The 17,508-nt window shown below is 35.1% G+C and carries 19 protein-coding genes and 1 pseudogene; 10 read left to right on the top strand and 10 right to left on the bottom strand.

Going from position 1 to position 17,508, the window contains the following annotated elements:
* Nucleotides 1–60 precede the first annotated feature (60 nt).
* Nucleotides 61–291, top strand: coding sequence for a BhlA/UviB family holin-like peptide (locus tag NSQ40_RS18225; protein WP_033796335.1), 231 nt, complete (start codon nucleotides 61–63; stop codon nucleotides 289–291).
* Nucleotides 288–1,397, top strand: coding sequence for an N-acetylmuramoyl-L-alanine amidase (locus tag NSQ40_RS18220; RefSeq protein ID WP_341286136.1), 1,110 nt, complete (start codon nucleotides 288–290; stop codon nucleotides 1,395–1,397). The genes NSQ40_RS18225 and NSQ40_RS18220 overlap by 4 nt, the downstream gene beginning before the upstream one ends.
* A 227-nt stretch (nucleotides 1,398–1,624) precedes the next feature.
* Here the strand turns inward: NSQ40_RS18220 and NSQ40_RS18215 are convergent, their stop codons facing one another.
* The 9 genes and pseudogenes from NSQ40_RS18215 to NSQ40_RS18175 form a co-directional block, all read right to left on the bottom strand.
* The gene (locus NSQ40_RS18215) at nucleotides 1,625–2,224 is read right to left on the bottom strand and encodes a DUF7018 domain-containing (lipo)protein (protein ID WP_258248261.1); all 600 of its coding nucleotides are present in this window, start codon (nucleotides 2,222–2,224) and stop codon (nucleotides 1,625–1,627) included.
* 108 nt (nucleotides 2,225–2,332) lie between these two features.
* Nucleotides 2,333–3,235, bottom strand: a complete 903-nt coding sequence (locus NSQ40_RS18210; RefSeq protein ID WP_033798254.1) for a DUF3994 domain-containing protein — start codon at nucleotides 3,233–3,235, stop codon at nucleotides 2,333–2,335.
* A gap of 26 nt (nucleotides 3,236–3,261) precedes the next feature.
* Nucleotides 3,262–3,780, bottom strand: coding sequence for a hypothetical protein (locus NSQ40_RS18205; protein ID WP_003208016.1), 519 nt, complete (start codon nucleotides 3,778–3,780; stop codon nucleotides 3,262–3,264).
* Between the two features lie 56 nt (nucleotides 3,781–3,836).
* Entirely contained in the window at nucleotides 3,837–4,391 is a 555-nt protein-coding gene (locus tag NSQ40_RS18200) for a membrane protein (RefSeq protein ID WP_003208014.1), read from the bottom strand.
* A 518-nt stretch (nucleotides 4,392–4,909) separates the two neighbouring features.
* Nucleotides 4,910–5,224: pseudogene (locus tag NSQ40_RS18195) on the bottom strand (hypothetical protein); the annotation flags it as partial.
* A 677-nt stretch (nucleotides 5,225–5,901) separates the two neighbouring features.
* Entirely contained in the window at nucleotides 5,902–8,136 is a 2,235-nt protein-coding gene (locus NSQ40_RS18190) for a DUF4129 domain-containing transglutaminase family protein (RefSeq protein WP_098100930.1), read from the bottom strand.
* Complete coding sequence (locus NSQ40_RS18185) at nucleotides 8,133–9,347, bottom strand: DUF58 domain-containing protein (protein ID WP_098100929.1); 1,215 nt, start codon at nucleotides 9,345–9,347, stop codon at nucleotides 8,133–8,135. The genes NSQ40_RS18190 and NSQ40_RS18185 overlap by 4 nt, the downstream gene beginning before the upstream one ends.
* Nucleotides 9,347–10,309 carry an AAA family ATPase gene (locus tag NSQ40_RS18180; RefSeq protein ID WP_098100928.1) on the bottom strand — a complete coding sequence of 321 codons (963 nt, stop codon included), beginning with the start codon at nucleotides 10,307–10,309 and terminating at the stop codon, nucleotides 9,347–9,349. Before NSQ40_RS18180 ends, NSQ40_RS18185 begins: the two co-directional genes overlap by 1 nt.
* A 505-nt stretch (nucleotides 10,310–10,814) precedes the next feature.
* The gene (locus NSQ40_RS18175) at nucleotides 10,815–10,994 is read right to left on the bottom strand and encodes a small acid-soluble spore protein H (protein WP_006095595.1); all 180 of its coding nucleotides are present in this window, start codon (nucleotides 10,992–10,994) and stop codon (nucleotides 10,815–10,817) included.
* Between the two features lie 164 nt (nucleotides 10,995–11,158).
* Here NSQ40_RS18175 and NSQ40_RS18170 point away from each other — a divergent pair, with 164 nt between their 5' ends.
* The 6 genes from NSQ40_RS18170 to NSQ40_RS18145 all read left to right on the top strand — a co-directional run bounded on the left by NSQ40_RS18170 (nucleotide 11,159) and on the right by NSQ40_RS18145 (nucleotide 15,754).
* Entirely contained in the window at nucleotides 11,159–11,497 is a 339-nt protein-coding gene (locus NSQ40_RS18170) for a YmaF family protein (RefSeq protein ID WP_018765285.1), read from the top strand.
* Nucleotides 11,498–11,671: 174 nt separating this feature from the next.
* Nucleotides 11,672–12,580 carry a DUF2935 domain-containing protein gene (locus NSQ40_RS18165; RefSeq protein ID WP_018765286.1) on the top strand — a complete coding sequence of 303 codons (909 nt, stop codon included), beginning with the start codon at nucleotides 11,672–11,674 and terminating at the stop codon, nucleotides 12,578–12,580.
* A gap of 234 nt (nucleotides 12,581–12,814) precedes the next feature.
* Entirely contained in the window at nucleotides 12,815–13,867 is a 1,053-nt protein-coding gene (locus tag NSQ40_RS18160) for a pyruvate kinase (RefSeq protein ID WP_003199240.1), read from the top strand.
* A gap of 222 nt (nucleotides 13,868–14,089) precedes the next feature.
* Complete coding sequence (locus tag NSQ40_RS18155) at nucleotides 14,090–14,401, top strand: PadR family transcriptional regulator (RefSeq protein ID WP_003199239.1); 312 nt, start codon at nucleotides 14,090–14,092, stop codon at nucleotides 14,399–14,401.
* 4 nt (nucleotides 14,402–14,405) lie between these two features.
* On the top strand, nucleotides 14,406–14,948 hold the full coding sequence (locus NSQ40_RS18150) for a DUF1700 domain-containing protein (protein ID WP_003208004.1): 543 nt from the start codon (nucleotides 14,406–14,408) through the stop codon (nucleotides 14,946–14,948).
* 5 nt (nucleotides 14,949–14,953) lie between these two features.
* A complete protein-coding gene (locus NSQ40_RS18145; protein ID WP_003199234.1) occupies nucleotides 14,954–15,754 on the top strand; it encodes a DUF4097 family beta strand repeat-containing protein in 801 nt (266 codons plus the stop codon).
* 29 nt (nucleotides 15,755–15,783) lie between these two features.
* On the opposite strand, the gene lexA is transcribed toward NSQ40_RS18145, so the two are convergent.
* A complete protein-coding gene (lexA, locus tag NSQ40_RS18140) occupies nucleotides 15,784–16,404 on the bottom strand; it encodes a transcriptional repressor LexA (RefSeq protein ID WP_003199232.1) in 621 nt (206 codons plus the stop codon).
* 142 nt (nucleotides 16,405–16,546) lie between these two features.
* On the opposite strand from lexA, the gene NSQ40_RS18135 reads away from it, so the two are divergent.
* Nucleotides 16,547–17,203 carry a YneB family resolvase-like protein gene (locus tag NSQ40_RS18135; RefSeq protein ID WP_003199230.1) on the top strand — a complete coding sequence of 219 codons (657 nt, stop codon included), beginning with the start codon at nucleotides 16,547–16,549 and terminating at the stop codon, nucleotides 17,201–17,203.
* A gap of 45 nt (nucleotides 17,204–17,248) precedes the next feature.
* The gene (locus NSQ40_RS18130; protein ID WP_003199228.1) at nucleotides 17,249–17,488 is read left to right on the top strand and encodes a DUF896 domain-containing protein; all 240 of its coding nucleotides are present in this window, start codon (nucleotides 17,249–17,251) and stop codon (nucleotides 17,486–17,488) included.
* Nucleotides 17,489–17,508: the final 20 nt, after the last annotated feature.

The raw sequence follows: 17,508 nt of genomic DNA, 5'->3' as shown, positions 1-17,508 counted from the left end.
GCAATGAAAAGGGAGCATAAAAGATGCTTCTTTTTTATTGCCCAAAAGGGGATGAGAACGATGGAGGAACAGATTTTCAGTTCAATGATCCAACAAGGAGCATTCGCAGCGTTATTCGTGTGGATGCTTTTTACTACGCAGAAAAAGAATGAGCAGCGTGAAGTACAGTATCAAAAAGTCATTGAAAAAAACCAACAAGTCATCGAAGAACAAGCAAAAGCCTTTGGTTCACTATCAAAAGATGTATCAGATATCAAACAAAAAATCCTGGGGAAAGGTGATGTGCAATGAAGAAAACAATGAAACTATGTACTTCTGTTTTTGCAACGCTACTTATTTTATTTTCGTTTGTTACGAGTGCATTTGCTGATAGGGTTTTACTTATTCCAGATTTACCGAAACAACCATATCACTATGGTGTAGGTACTTATGAAGGCGTTGTTGCTCACAGTACAGCGACTCCAGAAGCTCCAGCTATTAATATTCAAAAGTATGAATCTCGTACATGGAGAAATGCTTTTGTCCATTATGCAGTTGATTGGAATGAAACAATTCAAATTGCGGATACACGTTACATCGCTTATGGTGGTGGACCAGGTGCAAACAAACGATTTGTACATGTTGAACTTTACGAAACTGCAGACTATGGAAAATTTAAACGCTTATATGAAAAGTACGTTAAATTATTAGCTAAAATCTTAAAAGATAACAATCTATCTGTAGAAAAAGGATTGTGGACTCACTATGATGTTACGAAGTATCTTGGTGGAACAGATCATGAAGATCCACTTGATTACTTACGCAGTCACGGTGTATCAGAAGCGCAATTTCGTGCTGATGTAAAATGTGCATATAATAACAGTGATGTTTCTGTTTCAGAGCAACCGTCTAAACCAGGCGAACCAATCGCAAATGTGGAAGGAATCGCATATATTGAAGGTTACAATGTAAATCTTCGTAAAGGGGCAGGTGCAAGTTACTCCGTTATTCGTCAGTTGAATAAACCAGAATCATATAAAGTATGGGGCGAAAAAGATGGATGGTTAAATCTTGGTGAGAATCAGTGGGTATATAACAATCCTTCTTACATCAAGTTTGAAAAGAAAGAGCCTATTAATCCAATTGTAGGAAAGCGTATTGTGTCCAAAGTGGACAAACTACGTTTCTATGACTCTCCATCTTGGCAGGATAAAGACGTTGCTGGTACCTTAGATGCAGGACTAGGGTTTACAATCGATGAAAAAGTAACTGTCAATGGATCATCACAATACAAAGTACACAATTCGAAAGGGAATACGTATTACATTACGGCTAGTGATGCGTACGTAAACGTACGTTTACGTAAAAGAAACCGGCTCTTAATTGAGTCGGCTTTTTTACTATGTATTAAACTTTAGCATTCATAAGTAACTCTTTTAATTCTTCTATAGATAATTTGCTTTCTAACGCTTTACTTAAGTCAAGTATAGAAGTTTTATAATCTACTGCTACTTGTAAACTATCAGTCTTCTTTTTTTTCTGCATTGTCTTTAGAACAACCTACCCCACTAATTAACATAACTGGCAATGCAACTGCTAATAGTTTACGTTTCATTGTTATACCCCTTTAGTTGTTTTCTGATTCTTAGGCTTCCGTTTTTGTCAAGCTTAAAATAATACCAAGTCCCTTCATAAGACCGTCACTACCTTCATCAATCAGTTCAGATGACTTATCAATCTTTGTTTCATCTAACGTAGTAAATCCCTCTACCATTGTGTCTAACCCTTTATCAAACACAACTAGAGATTTTGATAAATCTTCTTGTAGACTATCATACTGTTTTGGTGGTTTAATTTCTCTTAACTTCTTGTTTGCTGACTTCATTTCACTTACTACTTGCTTTAATTCCTTATGTGTATGAAGGAATGTAGGATCTTTCTTCTCTAATTCTCCGAATTTATTTTGGGCTTCTGTCCAAACCATACATACCCCTTGTACTTTTGCTACATAGTCTACTGTACTTGTTAGTCTACCTTCTTCGTCTAACTCAAACACTCTTTCGATGAATGTGGTTCTAGGCTTCTTTTTGTTAATACTACGCTTTACTAACCATGCTGATAGTAGGATAGATACTCCTATAGACGTTACCTTTGTAAATAATGTTGTTTGCCCATCTCCAAAACCAACTACTGTTCCTGTTAGAAGAATAATAGGAACTGTAACTACTAGTGTTTTTAGTTTCATGATTAAATACCCCTTTAACCTTTGGTATAAAACAGACTACTTTTAATAAGTAATCTGTTTACACTTCTTTATTCTACCCCACTCGCTTTTATAATGACTTATACTAATTTACTTAGGTTTTACCACGTCTATCTTGTTTCCGTCAGCATCCATCATAACTAAGGAATCCGATGTGAAATACATAACATCATAGTCTATAGATTCTTTCATTTGACTAGGGTCTACTTTCTTACCGTCTTTTACAAACTCGTCTATTGTCATCTTGACTTGTTGCTTTTCTGCATTATAAGACCATTTACCTTGCATATGAGTAGTCTCATAAGGTGTGTTATTTACATCATCGTATATAATGTATGTACCATCTTCCTTAAAGTCTAACCCTTTAGTAAACTTACCATCTTTTGAACTACCCCATTCACCTAGCAACTCTTTACCGTCTTGGGATATTCCTACACTTTTATTTTGAAGGTCATTAGCTTTTGTTTTCATCTTTTCTGAATACGCATCTTTAATCGGTTTGTATCCTTCTTTTAAGTAGTCATTACCTTTTAACATTAACTCCTGTAATTCCTTTGTCTTTTCTTTGCTAATAGAACCACCTTTTGCAAGTTTAATTTGTGTTTCAAATGCTTCCTTATAACAGTCTACTGCTTTTAGAATCGTCTTATGTGGTTCTTCAAATTCTTTAGGCGGTTCTACTTTATCGAAATCAGCAAGTGCTTGATTTAGTTCGTCTGCTTTTTTCAGTATTTCTTTGTTTAACTCTTTTATGTCGTTGCTTTTGTCCTTCGTTTTCGCAGAAAGTTCCGTTATTTCAGCTACTTTTGTCTCAAATGTGTTATCTAATGCAAACATACGAGACATGTAGTCGGTTCCCTCTAACTTTTCCTTCTCTTCTACTTTTGTTTTTGCTTCTACCTTTGTGTCTGCTTTCTTCTCTGCTTGGTCTGTTCCGCAACCTCCTAGTAACATGATTGGAAGTGCTAAACTTATTAGTTTCTTTGCTTTCATGATTGACTACCCCTTTTACTTAGACTCTACTTTTGTTTAGATGTGTTAAATAATCCCATAGTTTCTGCTTTTTCTTCAATCTGTTTAAGTGTATTATCGAATTGCTTAATAGCACCCTTCGACACCGCATTCGCTAATTCAGTCTTACCTGCTTCTTCCATTTTAAATGAGTCTTCTAAAATGTCTATTGCTGTAACTAACTGTTTGTGTTCTTCTACAAAGCTAGAAGGAGGAGTTAATTCTTTTAACTTTTTACAGTTTTCTTTTAGTAACGCTGAACGTTCCTCTGAAGTATACTTAGGTTTACCAGGATCCTGCATGAAATGTAGGACAGTAGATACATACTCTTCTGCTTGTTTATCGTCTGCTTTTACTGATTTCGTTTCTTTTACGTCTTTATCGGCTTTTACTTTCACTGATTTATCATCTGACTTTTGTTCTACTTTCACGTCTGCTTTCTTTTCTTCGCTGTCTGCTTTGTCTGTTCCGCACCCCCCTAATAACATGATTGGAAGTGCTAACGTTACAAGTTTCTTTGCTTTCATATTTCTATTACCCCTTATTAGTTGAATGATTGTATATATAATTACAAGTTACTCTATTACTTTGTATGTTCTTCCATTTTCTTATCAAGTGCTTTGGCGTAGGCATCTTTGGTTTCCTGATTTAACTTATAAATTGCTTCTCTCCACTGTTCTCCATCTACACCTGACATATGTGGAGAACTTTTTAATACAGCTTCTTGAATCTTCAGTCCATCGTCTTTATCAGCGTCTTTTATTAACTTTGTTCCTTTTCTTGCATCTGTTATCCCTTCTTGTACGAGTTTATGAATGTCTTTGTATTTATCAGGTACTATTATGTTCTCCATACGGTCTAAGGCTTCATCCATATCGTTTGCTGTTTTAAATACATCTTTATATTTCTTATTATCTTTTGAAGCTTCTCCTAGTTTTAACAATATTTCATCCTTCTTGAATTGAAACTCTACCAGTTGCTCACAAATATAATACGGATACTGTTTTTCAGATATTACTGTTTTCGACATTGCTTTACTAGTTTCCTCAGTCTTAGGGATAGAATCTTTATCTCCTACCCCACAACCTACTAATAATAGAACAGGTATTGCTAATGATAGGAGTTTCGTTGCTTTCATTATGTATCCTCCTTTTAAAAAATATTGTAATTAATTAACATATTGAACCATAACATAAATTATATAAATAAGATATAAAGATTTCCCATCCTTAAGAAAAATTTTGAGTGTTTTAACAATATGAAAAAATGTATTACGGTTGTAGAAAATCCCGCTCCATATGCTTTTTAAAAAAATTCCCTTATTGGTTCCTCAGCGTTTGGGAGCTTTTTTATAATCCCATAAACTCTTTATCGAAGTAGAACTTGTCCATTAAGTTATTTACAATCCCATTGAAATAAGCAAACTTTTGCTAGGTGTTTTTTACCCACAATTCGCCCACATATCTTTCTTGTCATATCAAAGTTTATCCGTAATAAGAAAATAGAGAAGAAAAGCCCGCAAAAGCAGGCTATGTTTTGTCGACCGTTTAATGACCATATTTTGACCATATTTATTTCAAAAGCAAACGAATATTATCGAAAGTCAATATACAAACAATTGTCGTTAAACATTGGTGCTACAACATTTATGCATAGCTTAATAGATACCTGTTTGATCATGTCCAAGTCCACAAGCTTCTTCATTAAACGTTGAACAGTTTTATAAGATACTTCCATCATGTCAGCAATCGTATTTTTGCATAGGAAACTAACACCTACATATTTGCAGCTATGGCGTTTTAAAATTTCAAGTAGTGCAATGAGTTTGGATTGTACGTCAGTACGCTTAATAGACATACGGATGATGTCTCTGTATGTACGTACAGTTTTATTTAGTTCTTCAATTTCTGTGAATGATGATAAGTTGTGGAAGGACTCTTCACTTGCGATAACATCGATACGTTCTTTCATTAGACACGGGCTCCTTTATAGAACAAAAAAAGCAACAGAATGCCGAGTTTAAGCAAACTGTTGCTTTGGAGCCCTTACGTACTGTAAAATAGTCGTAAGAGTACAGCAGGTGTTTGCCTAGTTAGGATAGGCGGACGGTATATATAGTGTTGGTAGCACTGTATATACACGTTGTGCTCTTTTGTTTTTTATTTGAAAAATGCCTGGTAATTACCCGAAAGATGCCCGATTTTACGTAATGTATTTTAAGTTTTTTTGATGTAGTGAAATCTCAAACCGTTGATAAATTAACATTTTGTAAGGATTTCGATTCGTATTCATGGCCTAAATTATGTTCCGCACGCAAGTTCACCAATGGGAACGCGATCAATATATGTCTCTTTATTAATATTTTAAAAATAAAACGCAATAAACATTAATGTGACGCGGTTTCTGAGTAATCAGGAACCGCGCTTTTGTGTGTCTGTAAATGTATTGAGAATATTGATTATTTTTACTAAGAACTGAAATTCTTGATACTACTGATATCAAGGATTTCAAAGTTGAATTAAATTTGAAGTAGGAATCTAATTATTCGTAAGGACTATCTAAAACACATGATCATGAGACTATTATGATTACAAATCTGATAAATTAATAAAAGGTTTTGTTCTAATTATAGAAATCGCCTTACTCAATTAAATGAACGTATCAAATTCATTCGACTTGGGTGGAGAGGATGCTTTTTTCATGAGTTTTTCCCATAATTGTATGGACTTGCTCCATTCCGATGTAGCAGGATTGTTTTGATAAATAAAATTTTCATAACTAAGAGTGAGTTTTTGCATATCAGTCGAATTGTAAAGGTTATCTACATGGATTGCATATTCTCTCAATGTTTGGCTTTCGTTGCGTGAGATGCCGGTTCTTTCCAGTTGTTTTAAAAGTGCATCATAAGCTTTTGCATAAACATCATCTCCTTTTCGGTATTTATAGGAGAGAATGATAAAAAATGCGAACCACTTTATTCTAGTAGTAAAGAGGGCATAGCCAGTTATGCTAATTGATATGATACAAAGGAACAAGTATCCCCATGAAAATCCTTTTTTGGAATCCATAATCTTTCCGTTAGAGAGGACTTCGGTATCTTCTATTAAATTTTTTTGTTTTGTTTCTGCATTTCGCTGTGGAGTTTGTTCGTTGCTAGGTATCGTAGTTTCGCTATTTGGTGAAGTGGCAGTTGGAGTAGAAGCGTCATGTGTAAAGTTATATGGATTGCTGAAACCCTTTGTTGGTTCGAACGGGACCCATCCGTATCCTGGAAAGTATACTTCAACCCAAGAGTGTGCATTGTTATTATCGATTGTGTAAATATTCTCATAATCTGAATTCGTTACTTTGTTTTCAAGAGTGCCCCCGGTATAGCCCTTTACCCAGCGTGCCGGAATCCCAATTGAGCGAAGTAAAACAATCATAGACGTGGAAAAATTATTGCAGTATCCACTTTTTGTATCAAATATAAATTGATCTGCATAATCTTGATCCTTTCCAGGAACCTTAACATGTTCTGTTTCATATACAAAAGAATTATTTGCGAAGTAGCTTTCAACAGCTAATACTTGATCGTATCGATTGTTTTTATCTTTTGTAAGATTTATCGCTAAGTTTTTTACCCTCTTTGGTAATGAGTTGGGTAATTGAGTATATTTTTCTATGAAATAAGAGCTTGCCTCTAGACCCTCAGCCGCTTTTACAGCTTTTAAGTTTTCGATAGAAAAATGAGGAGTCTTATAAGTCACCTTATATTTATTTAAGGTAGTAGAAGAGCCTTCTTTCATCATATCGATTTTTTCCGAAAAGGGATCTGCACGGAATGATACATCTGAAGCAGCTTCAACCGATACTAATCCCGCGGGATAAATAAGGTGAGGTGAGTCTTTTTGCATGGTGATAATTGCTTCGGCAGTTTCCGTTTTTGTATTCCGTTCATACCAACTCAATACGTTGTTTTTATTCTTAAAAGAAATTTTTTTCGGGTTATCAGAAATTTCCCAACCCTTTCCGGTATAAAAGTCTTTTGTTTCAACTCTCCAATATTGACTATTTTGCATTTGCGCTGTGAAAACAACTGTGTCGTCCCATTTAAAAGGACCGCCTAATTGAGAGTCATCCATACCGTAACCGACTTTGTTGATTGTTGTCTCTTTATTTGCTGAAGGTGTATCGAATCTGAAGAAAGTATCAATATTGGATAATTGAGGACCGGGTTTGGGAGCGAAATATCCAATAGTTATCGTAAATATAATAGATACCGCAATTGGGATGAGCAATTGCGGTGTGGATTTGGTATGCTTTTGTAAGTTCTCGAACGCTTTTATACGTTCAATCTGGAGAAGGCTGAGCATGAAAAGACCCGTTATAATTGTACGAATAATCGCCTTGTTCATGTCATATAAGCCGAATATATCAAAAATTGTAATATAAATAACGGTTAACGTAAGAAATAAGAGTCCGCGTTTTTGGTGAATCAGCCAATAAAGGGCGAGGAAGCACGAAAACCAAAGAACTAAAAAAAATAAAAAGGTCTGAAAAGATTTGGAAAGATCCCACCAATTTGCTTGAAAGAGAAGGAGGATATTGTGAAAAAAATCAGATAAGAATTCTACCAACCAAGCAGGATGAATAAAAGGTCCCTTATAATCTACCGAATGAATCATAAATAAGATGACTACAATCTTTATCGAAATTTGGAATCGCGTTTGAAAAAAAGAGAGAATGAAGCAAATTCCTATAAATCCTGTAAAGAGGTTCAATCTCACCATGTCTGTAATTTCTATAAGTGGCCGCAACCATTCTAATAAAATGAGAAAACCAAATAAATGCATTAGGAAACTACTGATATCCCATTTATTATTTGAAGGTAATATGGTCATTTGTTCACCTCAAAAAATACATTTGTATAATGATTCTCATAAACTGCTTTCACGAATATTTTTTGTTTTCTTAGCGTTTCGAGTAGGCTTAGTTCCAATTTTGAGAATTGATGTACTTTTTCCTTGACGACAAATATCATCAGCTTACTGCTTTTCAGTGATATACTGTCAGCAACTTTTTGAATATCGGGAGAAAGATTACTTGTTACAAGTATGAATGTTACTGGTTGATAGATTTTCTTTAACTCTATTTCTACAGTTTGAGAGAGCGGAAACATATTGTCTGCTTGTACTTTTGCTAAATGGTGAAAAATTTGTTGTAATTGTGTCTCACCATGACGTAAAGGAAGAACGGTTTGTTCTTTTCCGGCGGATATAAATGATGCTTGTGAATCATGTTTTAGGATAGACCTCACGAGAGAAGCTGTAAACGTAACAACCAATTCGAACAGGGGAGAGGGGGTTCTGTCCATGAAAATCACGGCATCATGACTTCGTTGTTGTTCAAACTCTTTCGTCATAATCTTGTTTTTTCGAGCAGTTGCCTTCCAATCGATCCATGAAAAACGGTCACCAGGTTTATAGTCTCTGACACCAGATGAGACTGTTGCATCTCTTGCTACATTCACATTTGATGAGAGTGTTCCTTGTTCGAAATCGTTTTCTAATTGTCTATAAGTTATGTCTACATATTGGGGATAAACTAAAAATCTATCGGGAACTGAAAAGATTGTCTCTTTTTCGATAATCCCGAATACATCACCAGTTTTTACACGCACACTCGAAAAGGTGTGTTCTCCTCTTGGGATTGCGTCGATTACATATTGATATGAAATATTTCGCTTGAATCCTGGAAATAATAACACTTTTGCATTTTTTGATTGTTTGCGAGTTTTGAACTCCATGGGTAGCACCTCTTCTACAATTAAATAAAGCAAGGGGAAGGGGATTTTTCGTTTTATTGAAATAGTGCATAAGAACTGCTGTCCTGCTGTAAACTCCTTTTGATTTGTTATGCGTTTCACCTCGGCGTTCCACAAGGCACAAAAGGGTAACAATAATGAGTAAAGACCGAAAGGACTAAAGGTGTAAAATAGAAACCAGCTTACAAATTCTCCTTGTAACATGGTGTATACAAATGTTAAAGCGATGAATAAAGCAAGCAGCGATAGCTTCCCGGCGTGACGACCATTTCGTAGTAGCTGTTTCATTAGGAGTCTTTCGCCTTTTGAGCCGGTACTGGAGTCCGGGCGATAATTTTTATGATAACGCTTTCTGGTGTTATCCCTTCAAATTTCGTCTCTATTTTTAAAATGAGTCTATGGGCTAAAACATATGGAGCTAAACATTTAACATCATCTGGAATGACAAAATCCCTGCCATTTATGAGCGCATAAGCTTGTGCAGCTTTCATCAAAGCAATGGAGCCACGGGGGCTAGCCCCTAGCTGTACGGAATTATAAGATCGGGTTTGATTAACGATTTTTACGATGTAGTGTTTGATGGCCTTGTCTGTATATATTGCCCGTACGTTTTGTTGTAAGTGTAGTAATTCTTCTATTGTAATAACGGCTTGTAAATGAGAGATAGGCTTTGTTTTTTCTGTCCGATTTAAAATTTCAAATTCTTCTTCCGGTGTGGGATAGCCCATTTTTAGCTTTAGTAAGAAACGGTCGAGCTGAGCCTCTGGTAAAGGATACGTTCCTTCATACTCAATTGGATTTTGTGTAGCTATTACAAAAAATGGCTTTGGTAAAGGTCTTGTTATACCATCTACTGTTAAATTGCCTTCCTCCATACTTTCAAGCAAGGCTGACTGCGTTTTTGGTGATGTACGGTTAATTTCATCAGCTAGCACGATATTTCCCATAATAGGTCCTGCCATAAATTTAAATTGATATTCTTTCGGATTATAAATAGAAACACCTGTTACATCTGATGGCAGTAAATCAGGAGTAAATTGAATCCGTTTGAAATTTGCATCGATGGATTTTGCAAGGGCTTGTACCATCATTGTTTTCCCGACACCTGGTACATCTTCTAATAGTACATGGCCTTCGGTTAAGAGAGCCGCTAAGGTAAGAATGATTTCCTTTCGCTTTCCGACAATCACTTTTTCAATATTATTGATTATCTTTTCTACAATTGGGTGCAAAGAATCGAGTTGCGTCATCGTACTCCTCCCAATTTCATTTTTTATAGTTGATTCAATTTATTGTGAAAATTATGTTTCGTGTAAAATAAAATTTGCTTTTTTGATTTTTGTTGCAAGAAAAAACCAATCTACGGGGAAATTGAAGGGAATTTGCTTGAAATGGTTGGTATTGTTGAGGAAATTACCCCTTTTTGTCACTTTATATAATTTCTATGTCATTTAAGGAAATCCTACTCTACGTTTTTAAATTATTTTGTTTTGACTCTGGTCCTATGTCCATGAAATTTGTTTCCAGTGTAAAAATATTTCACTAGAAACATAGATTAACAATATTCTAGTAACTATGGGATTTAACAACTAATTGACAAGTTCAATAAAATTACACTTATCCCAACGTATTATTCAGAAGTATTTTAGATTTTGAGGTTGAATATTTCATTTGTAAATAGGGACAAGCAATTGTATGAGCTGTCCCTAACAAACATCACTCTGAGTAGTGTTTGTATTAAAAATTATTGTTTGTTTAATGTTCTATTAAGTTGGATAAAGGAATTTCCTGCTCATTTTGAGGCTCATTAAGGGGGTAAATTCTAGCTGTTTCATTATTTTTATCTACATTTTGAATATAAATCGGAACCCCATTATAGGTTACATTAGCCATAACCGGTGAAGATGCAATCTCTTGTGCTCGTTGTTTGTTCATGATAATGACCTCCTTTTGACTTATAACAGTAATAATATGTACTTTAAATTACTTAATTATTCTTATTACTCAACAGTAAGCAAATAGGGAACTAATAGGTATTAATTTTGATTTTAAGCATATAAGTTTATAAAGTTTATCCTGATGGCCAAGGAGTGAGCAGAGTGAACAGGGTAGGAAAAGATGATTTTGTTTCAGGATTTGTACCTAATCATAATCATGGTTCTGTTGATTATACATCTGTTGAGGCGGGGCATGTACATCAATGCTTAGATGTAACCTCTCCACCAATTTCGGTACAGGACGGAGGACATATACACTATACAGAAGGATATGTAGTATTCGAAGATGGACATACGCATTATTATAAGGCGCACTCAGGACCAGCTATTCCAGTTGGAAATGGAATGCATGTCCATTATTACGATTTTTATACAACAGAAGATAATGGACATAAACATCGTATTAAGGGAGTGGACCAGCCTGCGCCAGGTAATAAATAAAAAGATATTTTTTAAAAGGAAAACTCACGTCCTAATGAGATGTGAGTTTTTTTATCTTTTCTTTACAAAATACTAGATTTACAGTTCTTAATGATGCAGTTTAAGTATGATGGGTATCGTCTATTCATATACATGGTGTAGTAGTGAAATTTTTACAAATGAGGTGGGATTTTAATGACTAACGGACAACAACCAATTCCTGATCATTTTGTCATGGATAAGCAAAGGGCTATGCTGCTTCCGCCCGAATTGAAAGCCGCACCTTCTGAATCATTAACAGAACAATTATTTATCGAAAGGTCCTTAACTGAAAATCGATTTTGGTTACGGATTATGAAGGAACATGCGCTTTTTCTTGGTGAAGGGTTTAATCGAAAAGATAAAAATCTAATTCAGCAAGTAGATCAGTTTTTTCAGCTTTTTGATCGACATCTACAAAAAGCATTCTCTATTCCTCAAACCGTTCAAGCAGTTAGGCAATTAAATGAAGAAAGTATTCAGCTAGTTTATGCGTTTCGTAATTATAAAAGAAATCTTTTAATTTTAATTATTAATTGTAAGGTAAGTGGCTTTAATTTTCCTTTATTAGTAGATCATGTTGCGCGAGAAGCAGAATATTTTATAAGAACGCTTCAGAAATTTAATGAAGGAAAGATGGATCCAATTCAAGATGCGATAATTAGTGAAAATGTGTTTTGGCTAAAAATTATGATGGAGCACTCTCGTTTTATTGCCTCTTTGCTTGATCAATCAGAGCGAAATTTAGTTCATACTGCTTTAAAATTCGGTGATGATTTTGAAATTCTTCTTAATCAAGCTAGGGATGTTGAATCGATGTTATATCAGAAGGAACCAACATATCCGATAATCGGAAAGCTAAATAAAGATAGTGAAAATGCCACAGTTGAATTGAGAAATTTCAAAAAGGCGGGATTGGAACTTATTCAAACATGCCAAATTCGAAATGTAATTAATCCATTACTAGCTGATCATGTTACAAGAGAAGCTGAGCATTTCTTATTTATGATTCATGTGTTGGAAGAAAGGTTGAAACAAAAACAAATGCAACAATCGATGGAATGAGTGCTTTGTTATCATGATGGATACATACTAGAGTGTTCGTTTGTTAAAAAAATCCATTTGATGGTTCGCTTTTTTATCATGCAACAACTCAGTTCATTTTCATCGTTAAAAGGTCGGTAATTCTTGTACTAAGGAATTATCGGCCTTTTCTACTCTTACATTACAAACCATGTATGAGAAATATTATTTTTTCTTTCTATATGGGAATTATAGATAAAAAAGGATGGTGAAAATATGACAATTGATCGAATTTGTACAATTGGACCGGCGAGTAATAATAAGGATACTTTGTCGCAGTTAATAAGAAATGGTATGAATATTATCCGCCTTAATTTATCGCATGGTTCCCATGAAAGCCATAAGGAAATAATTCAATTAGTAAAATCTTTAGATGATTCCATCAAAATTTTAGGGGATTTACAAGGACCCAAGATAAGATTGGGAGTTATTGAAGAAAATGGAGTTACTCTTCAAGCAGGAGATACTTTTACTTTATACATTCATTCTATTTCTGGAAACAAAGAAGAAGCAAGTGTTGATTATCCAGGGATTATTAATGACGTGAAAGTTGGAAATAGAATTCTTATTAATGATGGACAAGTTGAGTTAACGGTTGAAAAGATAAGCGAGGATAAAATAGAAACAAAAGTAAAGGTAGGTGGCGATATAGCTTCTCATAAGGGGGTGAATTTACCAGGTACAATCGTTAGCTTACCAGCTATTACAGAGAAGGATAAAAAAGATATTCAGTTTCTTTTAAGTGAGAATGTTGACTTTATTGCATGCTCATTTGTTAGAAAACCTTCTCATATACAGGAAATCCGGAACTTTATCCGCCTAAAAAATGAAACTTCACCAAATCTAATTGCTAAGGTGGAAACGATGGAGGCCATCGAGAATTTTCAGGAGATATGTAAAGAAGTGGAGGGTATTATGATTGCCAGGGGCGATTTAGGCGTAGAATTACCGTACCAATTTATTCCGCTTTTACAAAAAATGATGATTCATGAGTGTAATCGCACAAATACGTATGTGATTACGGCAACGCAAATGCTTCAATCCATGGTGGATTATTCTATTCCTACAAGAGCTGAGGTGACTGATGTATTTCAAGCTGTATTGGATGGAACGAATGCTGTTATGCTTTCTGCTGAAAGTGCATCAGGTGATCATCCGATTGAAAGTATTAAAACATTGCGGCTAGTTTCTGAGTTTGCTGAGCATGTAAAAAAAGATGCCCCCTTTGTTATGAAAGATGTGCTGGAATTATTACATAAATCCATTTAGTGTATAGAATTGTATGATATTATTTATCACGATTTCTCCATGTTTAGGTAAGGGGAATCGTGATTCTTTAATTTGTTTGGTATAAAGAAAAGAGAGGTGGAAAACGGTATTTTATTAAATACACAACAAACGGTACCTTGCAATAAATAATAGTGGATGGTATATTATGGGTAACGCAAGTACCTTGCATTGAGTGGTACTGATTGGAAAGGAGGATTATCTTTGAACGTCCAGTTTAAAAAAGGTGTGCTAGAACTTTGTGTACTGGCACTTGTCAAACGAAAAGATTGCTACGGTTATGAGCTCGTTCAGCAAATCTCCAATAAATTTTTAATATCGGAAGGGTCTGTATATCCGTTATTACGTCGATTAACAAAAGAGGGCTATTTTCAAACATATTTAAAAGAATCAACAGAAGGGCCACCGCGTAAATATTATCAATTAACAAATCAAGGTGAAGAACAACTCCATTTACTTGTAACGGATTGGCGTGATTTTGCTAGAGGGGTACAAGAAATTATTGAAGAGGTGTAATGAGATGAACAAAGAACAGTTTCTTCGAGATCTATCAGGACATCTTAGAAAGTTATCAGAAGAAGAAAGACAGGATATTTTATACGATTATGAGGAGCATTTTCAGTTTGGATTAGAGGAAGGGAAGACAGAGGTAGAAATTATAAAAGGACTCGGTTCGCCAAAAGCAATTGCGAAAGAGATGTTAGCGTTATATCGTTTTGATGAGATGAAAAAGGATCCATCTGCTTCAAATATAACAAGAGCTGTAATGGCGGCAATTGGTCTTAGTTTATTAAATTTTATTCTTGTATTAGGTCCTTTAGTCGCAATTATAAGTTTTATATTTGCACTTTGGGTTGGTGGAGTTGCTAGCGTTGTGGCACCACTATTTGTAGTAATTAAAATCCTAACTGGTACTTTTTTGTGGCTTGAGGTATTCGTTTCTATTACGTTTGTTGGTGTTGGATTATTGTTATGTATAGGTGCTTACTACTGTACAAAATGGTTTAAAAAATTTTGTGTGCGCTATGTCAATTGGAATCTCAAAATGATTAGAGGGGAATAGATGAGATGAAAAAGATATTATTAATAGCTGTCGCTTGTATCATTATTGGTGTTATTGGTATATCGCAAACATATTCAAAAACAGTAGATGCGGCGGAAAAGGGAGAAACTGAAAGAGTTATAAAAAATGAAGCAATTAAAAATCTAGAAATTCATTTGGATGCTGGGGATGTTACAGTTCAAAAAGGGAATGATTCTTCTTTTTATATAAAACAATCAGGAAATACTACGAAGCAAAAAATAAGTATTGATGAAAAAGGAGATATATTAAAAGTTCAAGGTAAGATAAAAAAAGGAATTTCATTAGATTTTTCATTTTTATCATTTGGGTTTAAATCGTCGGGGGTAACAATTGTTGTTCCAGAACGTGCTTATCAAGACATAAAAGTAAGTTCTTCTGCTGGTGAGATAACAGTAAATGATGTGAAGAGTGAACGCATAGAAGCAGCAACGCTTGGTGGAGATGTAGAAATAGAGCGGGTGACAGCGAAGAAAGTAGAAGGATCTTCAAAAGCGGGCGGAATTAAAATGAAAAAAGTAAGTGGAAAAGTTGTTGCGAAAACAACAAGTGGAGATGTGGACGTTATTGATCATGACTCTAAATATGATGTGGAAGCAAGCTCGACTGCAGGAGATATTGATATTCGGCTACTTGAAAAGCCTCAAGATGCGACTGTAAGTGGGAAAACATTTGCCGGTGAAGTTAAGGTTTTCAAGGAAGAAGAAAGAAATGTAGTAGTAGGGAATGGGAGCGTAAAAATTAGCGGACAAACATCTGCAGGAGACGTGACAATTGAAGCGAATTAAAAAATAGACCAGTTTAACTGGCCTATTTTTTAATGTAAATCGCGATATACCCCGATTACTTTTCCAATAACAGAGACTTTATCTAAAATGATTGGCTCTAAAGAAGAGTTTTCGGGTTGTAAGCGGAAATGATCTTTTTCTTTGTAAAAACGTTTTACAGTTGCTTCATTATCTTCTGTTAAAGCAACAACGATTTCTCCATTGTATGCAGAATGTTGTTGGCGAACAACAACTAAGTCTCCATCCAGAATACCAGCTTCGATCATACTATCTCCAGAGATTCGTAGCATAAACACCTGGTCTGCTCCAGCAACAACGCTTGCAGGAAGTGGGAAGTGTTCTTCTACACTTTCAACTGCTGTAATTGGTAAACCAGCTGTAACTTTTCCGACAATTGGGACTTGAACAACTGATTGTGTGTCTGTTTCGATTCTTACTTCTCCTAAAATTTCAATAGCTCTTGGTTTTGTTGGATCACGTCGAATATAACCTTTTTCTTCTAGACGTGATAAATGTCCGTGCACCGTAGAACTAGAAGCAAGGCCAACCGCTTGACCGATTTCGCGTACGGAAGGTGGATAACCTTTTTCTTGTACTTTTAGTTTAATGAAGTCGAGAATGTCTTGCTGGCGTTTTGTTAACTTTTCCATGTTTTTTTACACCTCGTTTTCTTTCAATTTTCTTACTTATAAGTATAACATGCAAAAAAACATTCTACAAACATAAGTTCGAACAAAAGGACGATTTGTGATACACTAAAGGAAAAATTGAAATGAGGAAGAAGGTTTTAAAATGAATGCAATCATTTATGCCCGTGTAAGCACAACGAAAGAAGCGCAGGAAACTTCATTATCACGCCAAAAAGATGAATTATTGCATTTAGCTGAGCGGTATCAAATGAATGTTATAAAGGTGATTGAGGAGAAGGCAAGCGGCTATACGATTGAACGAGACGGTATATTGGAAGTGTTAGATATGATTCGAGATGAACAGGTCGATGTGCTTCTCATTCAAGATGAAACGCGGCTTGGAAGAGGGAATGCAAAAATTGCTTTAATGCACTGTTTACATAAAGAAGGAATAAAAGTATATACACATACGCATAATGGTGAATTACAGCTTTCTGATTCGGATTCTATGGTACTAGATATTATTGGTATAGTTGAAGAGTATCAGAGAAAGATTCATAATTTGAAGATTAAACGTGGAATGCAGAGAGCGGTAGAAAGAGGGTTTCGTCCAGAAAAAAACTTAAAAAACCGACATTTAAGTACAGGACGTGAAAAGAAAGAAGTGCCGATTGAAGAAATTGTACGTCTGCGTCGCAATGAATTAACATTTGAGGAAATTGCAGCAACGCTTCGTGGTTTTGGACACGATGTATCTAAAGCAACAGTACATCGCAGATACGTGGAATACACGAAGCAATTGCTTGATAAACAAGACTAACTATTGTATGATAATAATCAGTTTTAAGTAGAAAGGGGATTCGAGATGCTAAGTCACGAACTCATTGAACGCATTAACTTCTTAGCGAAAAAAGCGAAAGCTGAAGGATTAACTGAAGAAGAACAACGTGAGCGCCAATCGCTCCGTGAACAATATTTAAAAGGATTTCGTCAAAATATGTTAAACGAATTAAAAGGCATTAAAGTCGTTAACGAAGAAGGTAAAGATATTACACCGACGAAATTAAAAGCATTGAAAAAACAAGATAATACAAAGTTAAATTAAGAGGTGGGCGCAGCCCATCT

The organism is Bacillus sp. FSL K6-6038, from assembly GCF_038050455.1.
GTDB classification, from domain to species: domain Bacteria; phylum Bacillota; class Bacilli; order Bacillales; family Bacillaceae_G; genus Bacillus_A; species Bacillus_A pseudomycoides.
This window is presented reverse-complemented; position numbering and strand designations above follow the sequence as displayed.

Excerpts from the sequence above, each read along its gene's own strand:
- NSQ40_RS18210 (WP_033798254.1), bottom strand. The coding sequence starts at position 3,235 with ATGAAAGCAAAGAAACTAATAAGTTTAGCACTTCCAATCATGTTACTA.
- NSQ40_RS18150 (WP_003208004.1), top strand. The coding sequence starts at position 14,406 with ATGAACAAAGAACAGTTTCTTCGAGATCTATCAGGACATCTTAGAAAG.
- NSQ40_RS18175 (WP_006095595.1), bottom strand. The coding sequence starts at position 10,994 with ATGAACAAACAACGAGCACAAGAGATTGCATCTTCACCGGTTATGGCT.
- NSQ40_RS18135 (WP_003199230.1), top strand. The coding sequence starts at position 16,547 with ATGAATGCAATCATTTATGCCCGTGTAAGCACAACGAAAGAAGCGCAG.
- NSQ40_RS18185 (WP_098100929.1), bottom strand. The coding sequence starts at position 9,347 with ATGAAACAGCTACTACGAAATGGTCGTCACGCCGGGAAGCTATCGCTG.
- NSQ40_RS18200 (WP_003208014.1), bottom strand. The coding sequence starts at position 4,391 with ATGAAAGCAACGAAACTCCTATCATTAGCAATACCTGTTCTATTATTA.
- NSQ40_RS18130 (WP_003199228.1), top strand. The coding sequence starts at position 17,249 with ATGCTAAGTCACGAACTCATTGAACGCATTAACTTCTTAGCGAAAAAA.
- NSQ40_RS18145 (WP_003199234.1), top strand. The coding sequence starts at position 14,954 with ATGAAAAAGATATTATTAATAGCTGTCGCTTGTATCATTATTGGTGTT.
- NSQ40_RS18180 (WP_098100928.1), bottom strand. The coding sequence starts at position 10,309 with ATGACGCAACTCGATTCTTTGCACCCAATTGTAGAAAAGATAATCAAT.
- NSQ40_RS18215 (WP_258248261.1), bottom strand. The coding sequence starts at position 2,224 with ATGAAACTAAAAACACTAGTAGTTACAGTTCCTATTATTCTTCTAACA.
- NSQ40_RS18190 (WP_098100930.1), bottom strand. The coding sequence starts at position 8,136 with ATGACCATATTACCTTCAAATAATAAATGGGATATCAGTAGTTTCCTA.
- NSQ40_RS18205 (WP_003208016.1), bottom strand. The coding sequence starts at position 3,780 with ATGAAAGCAAAGAAACTTGTAACGTTAGCACTTCCAATCATGTTATTA.
- NSQ40_RS18225 (WP_033796335.1), top strand. The coding sequence starts at position 61 with ATGGAGGAACAGATTTTCAGTTCAATGATCCAACAAGGAGCATTCGCA.
- NSQ40_RS18220 (WP_341286136.1), top strand. The coding sequence starts at position 288 with ATGAAGAAAACAATGAAACTATGTACTTCTGTTTTTGCAACGCTACTT.
- lexA (WP_003199232.1), bottom strand. The coding sequence starts at position 16,404 with ATGGAAAAGTTAACAAAACGCCAGCAAGACATTCTCGACTTCATTAAA.
- NSQ40_RS18160 (WP_003199240.1), top strand. The coding sequence starts at position 12,815 with ATGACAATTGATCGAATTTGTACAATTGGACCGGCGAGTAATAATAAG.
- NSQ40_RS18165 (WP_018765286.1), top strand. The coding sequence starts at position 11,672 with ATGACTAACGGACAACAACCAATTCCTGATCATTTTGTCATGGATAAG.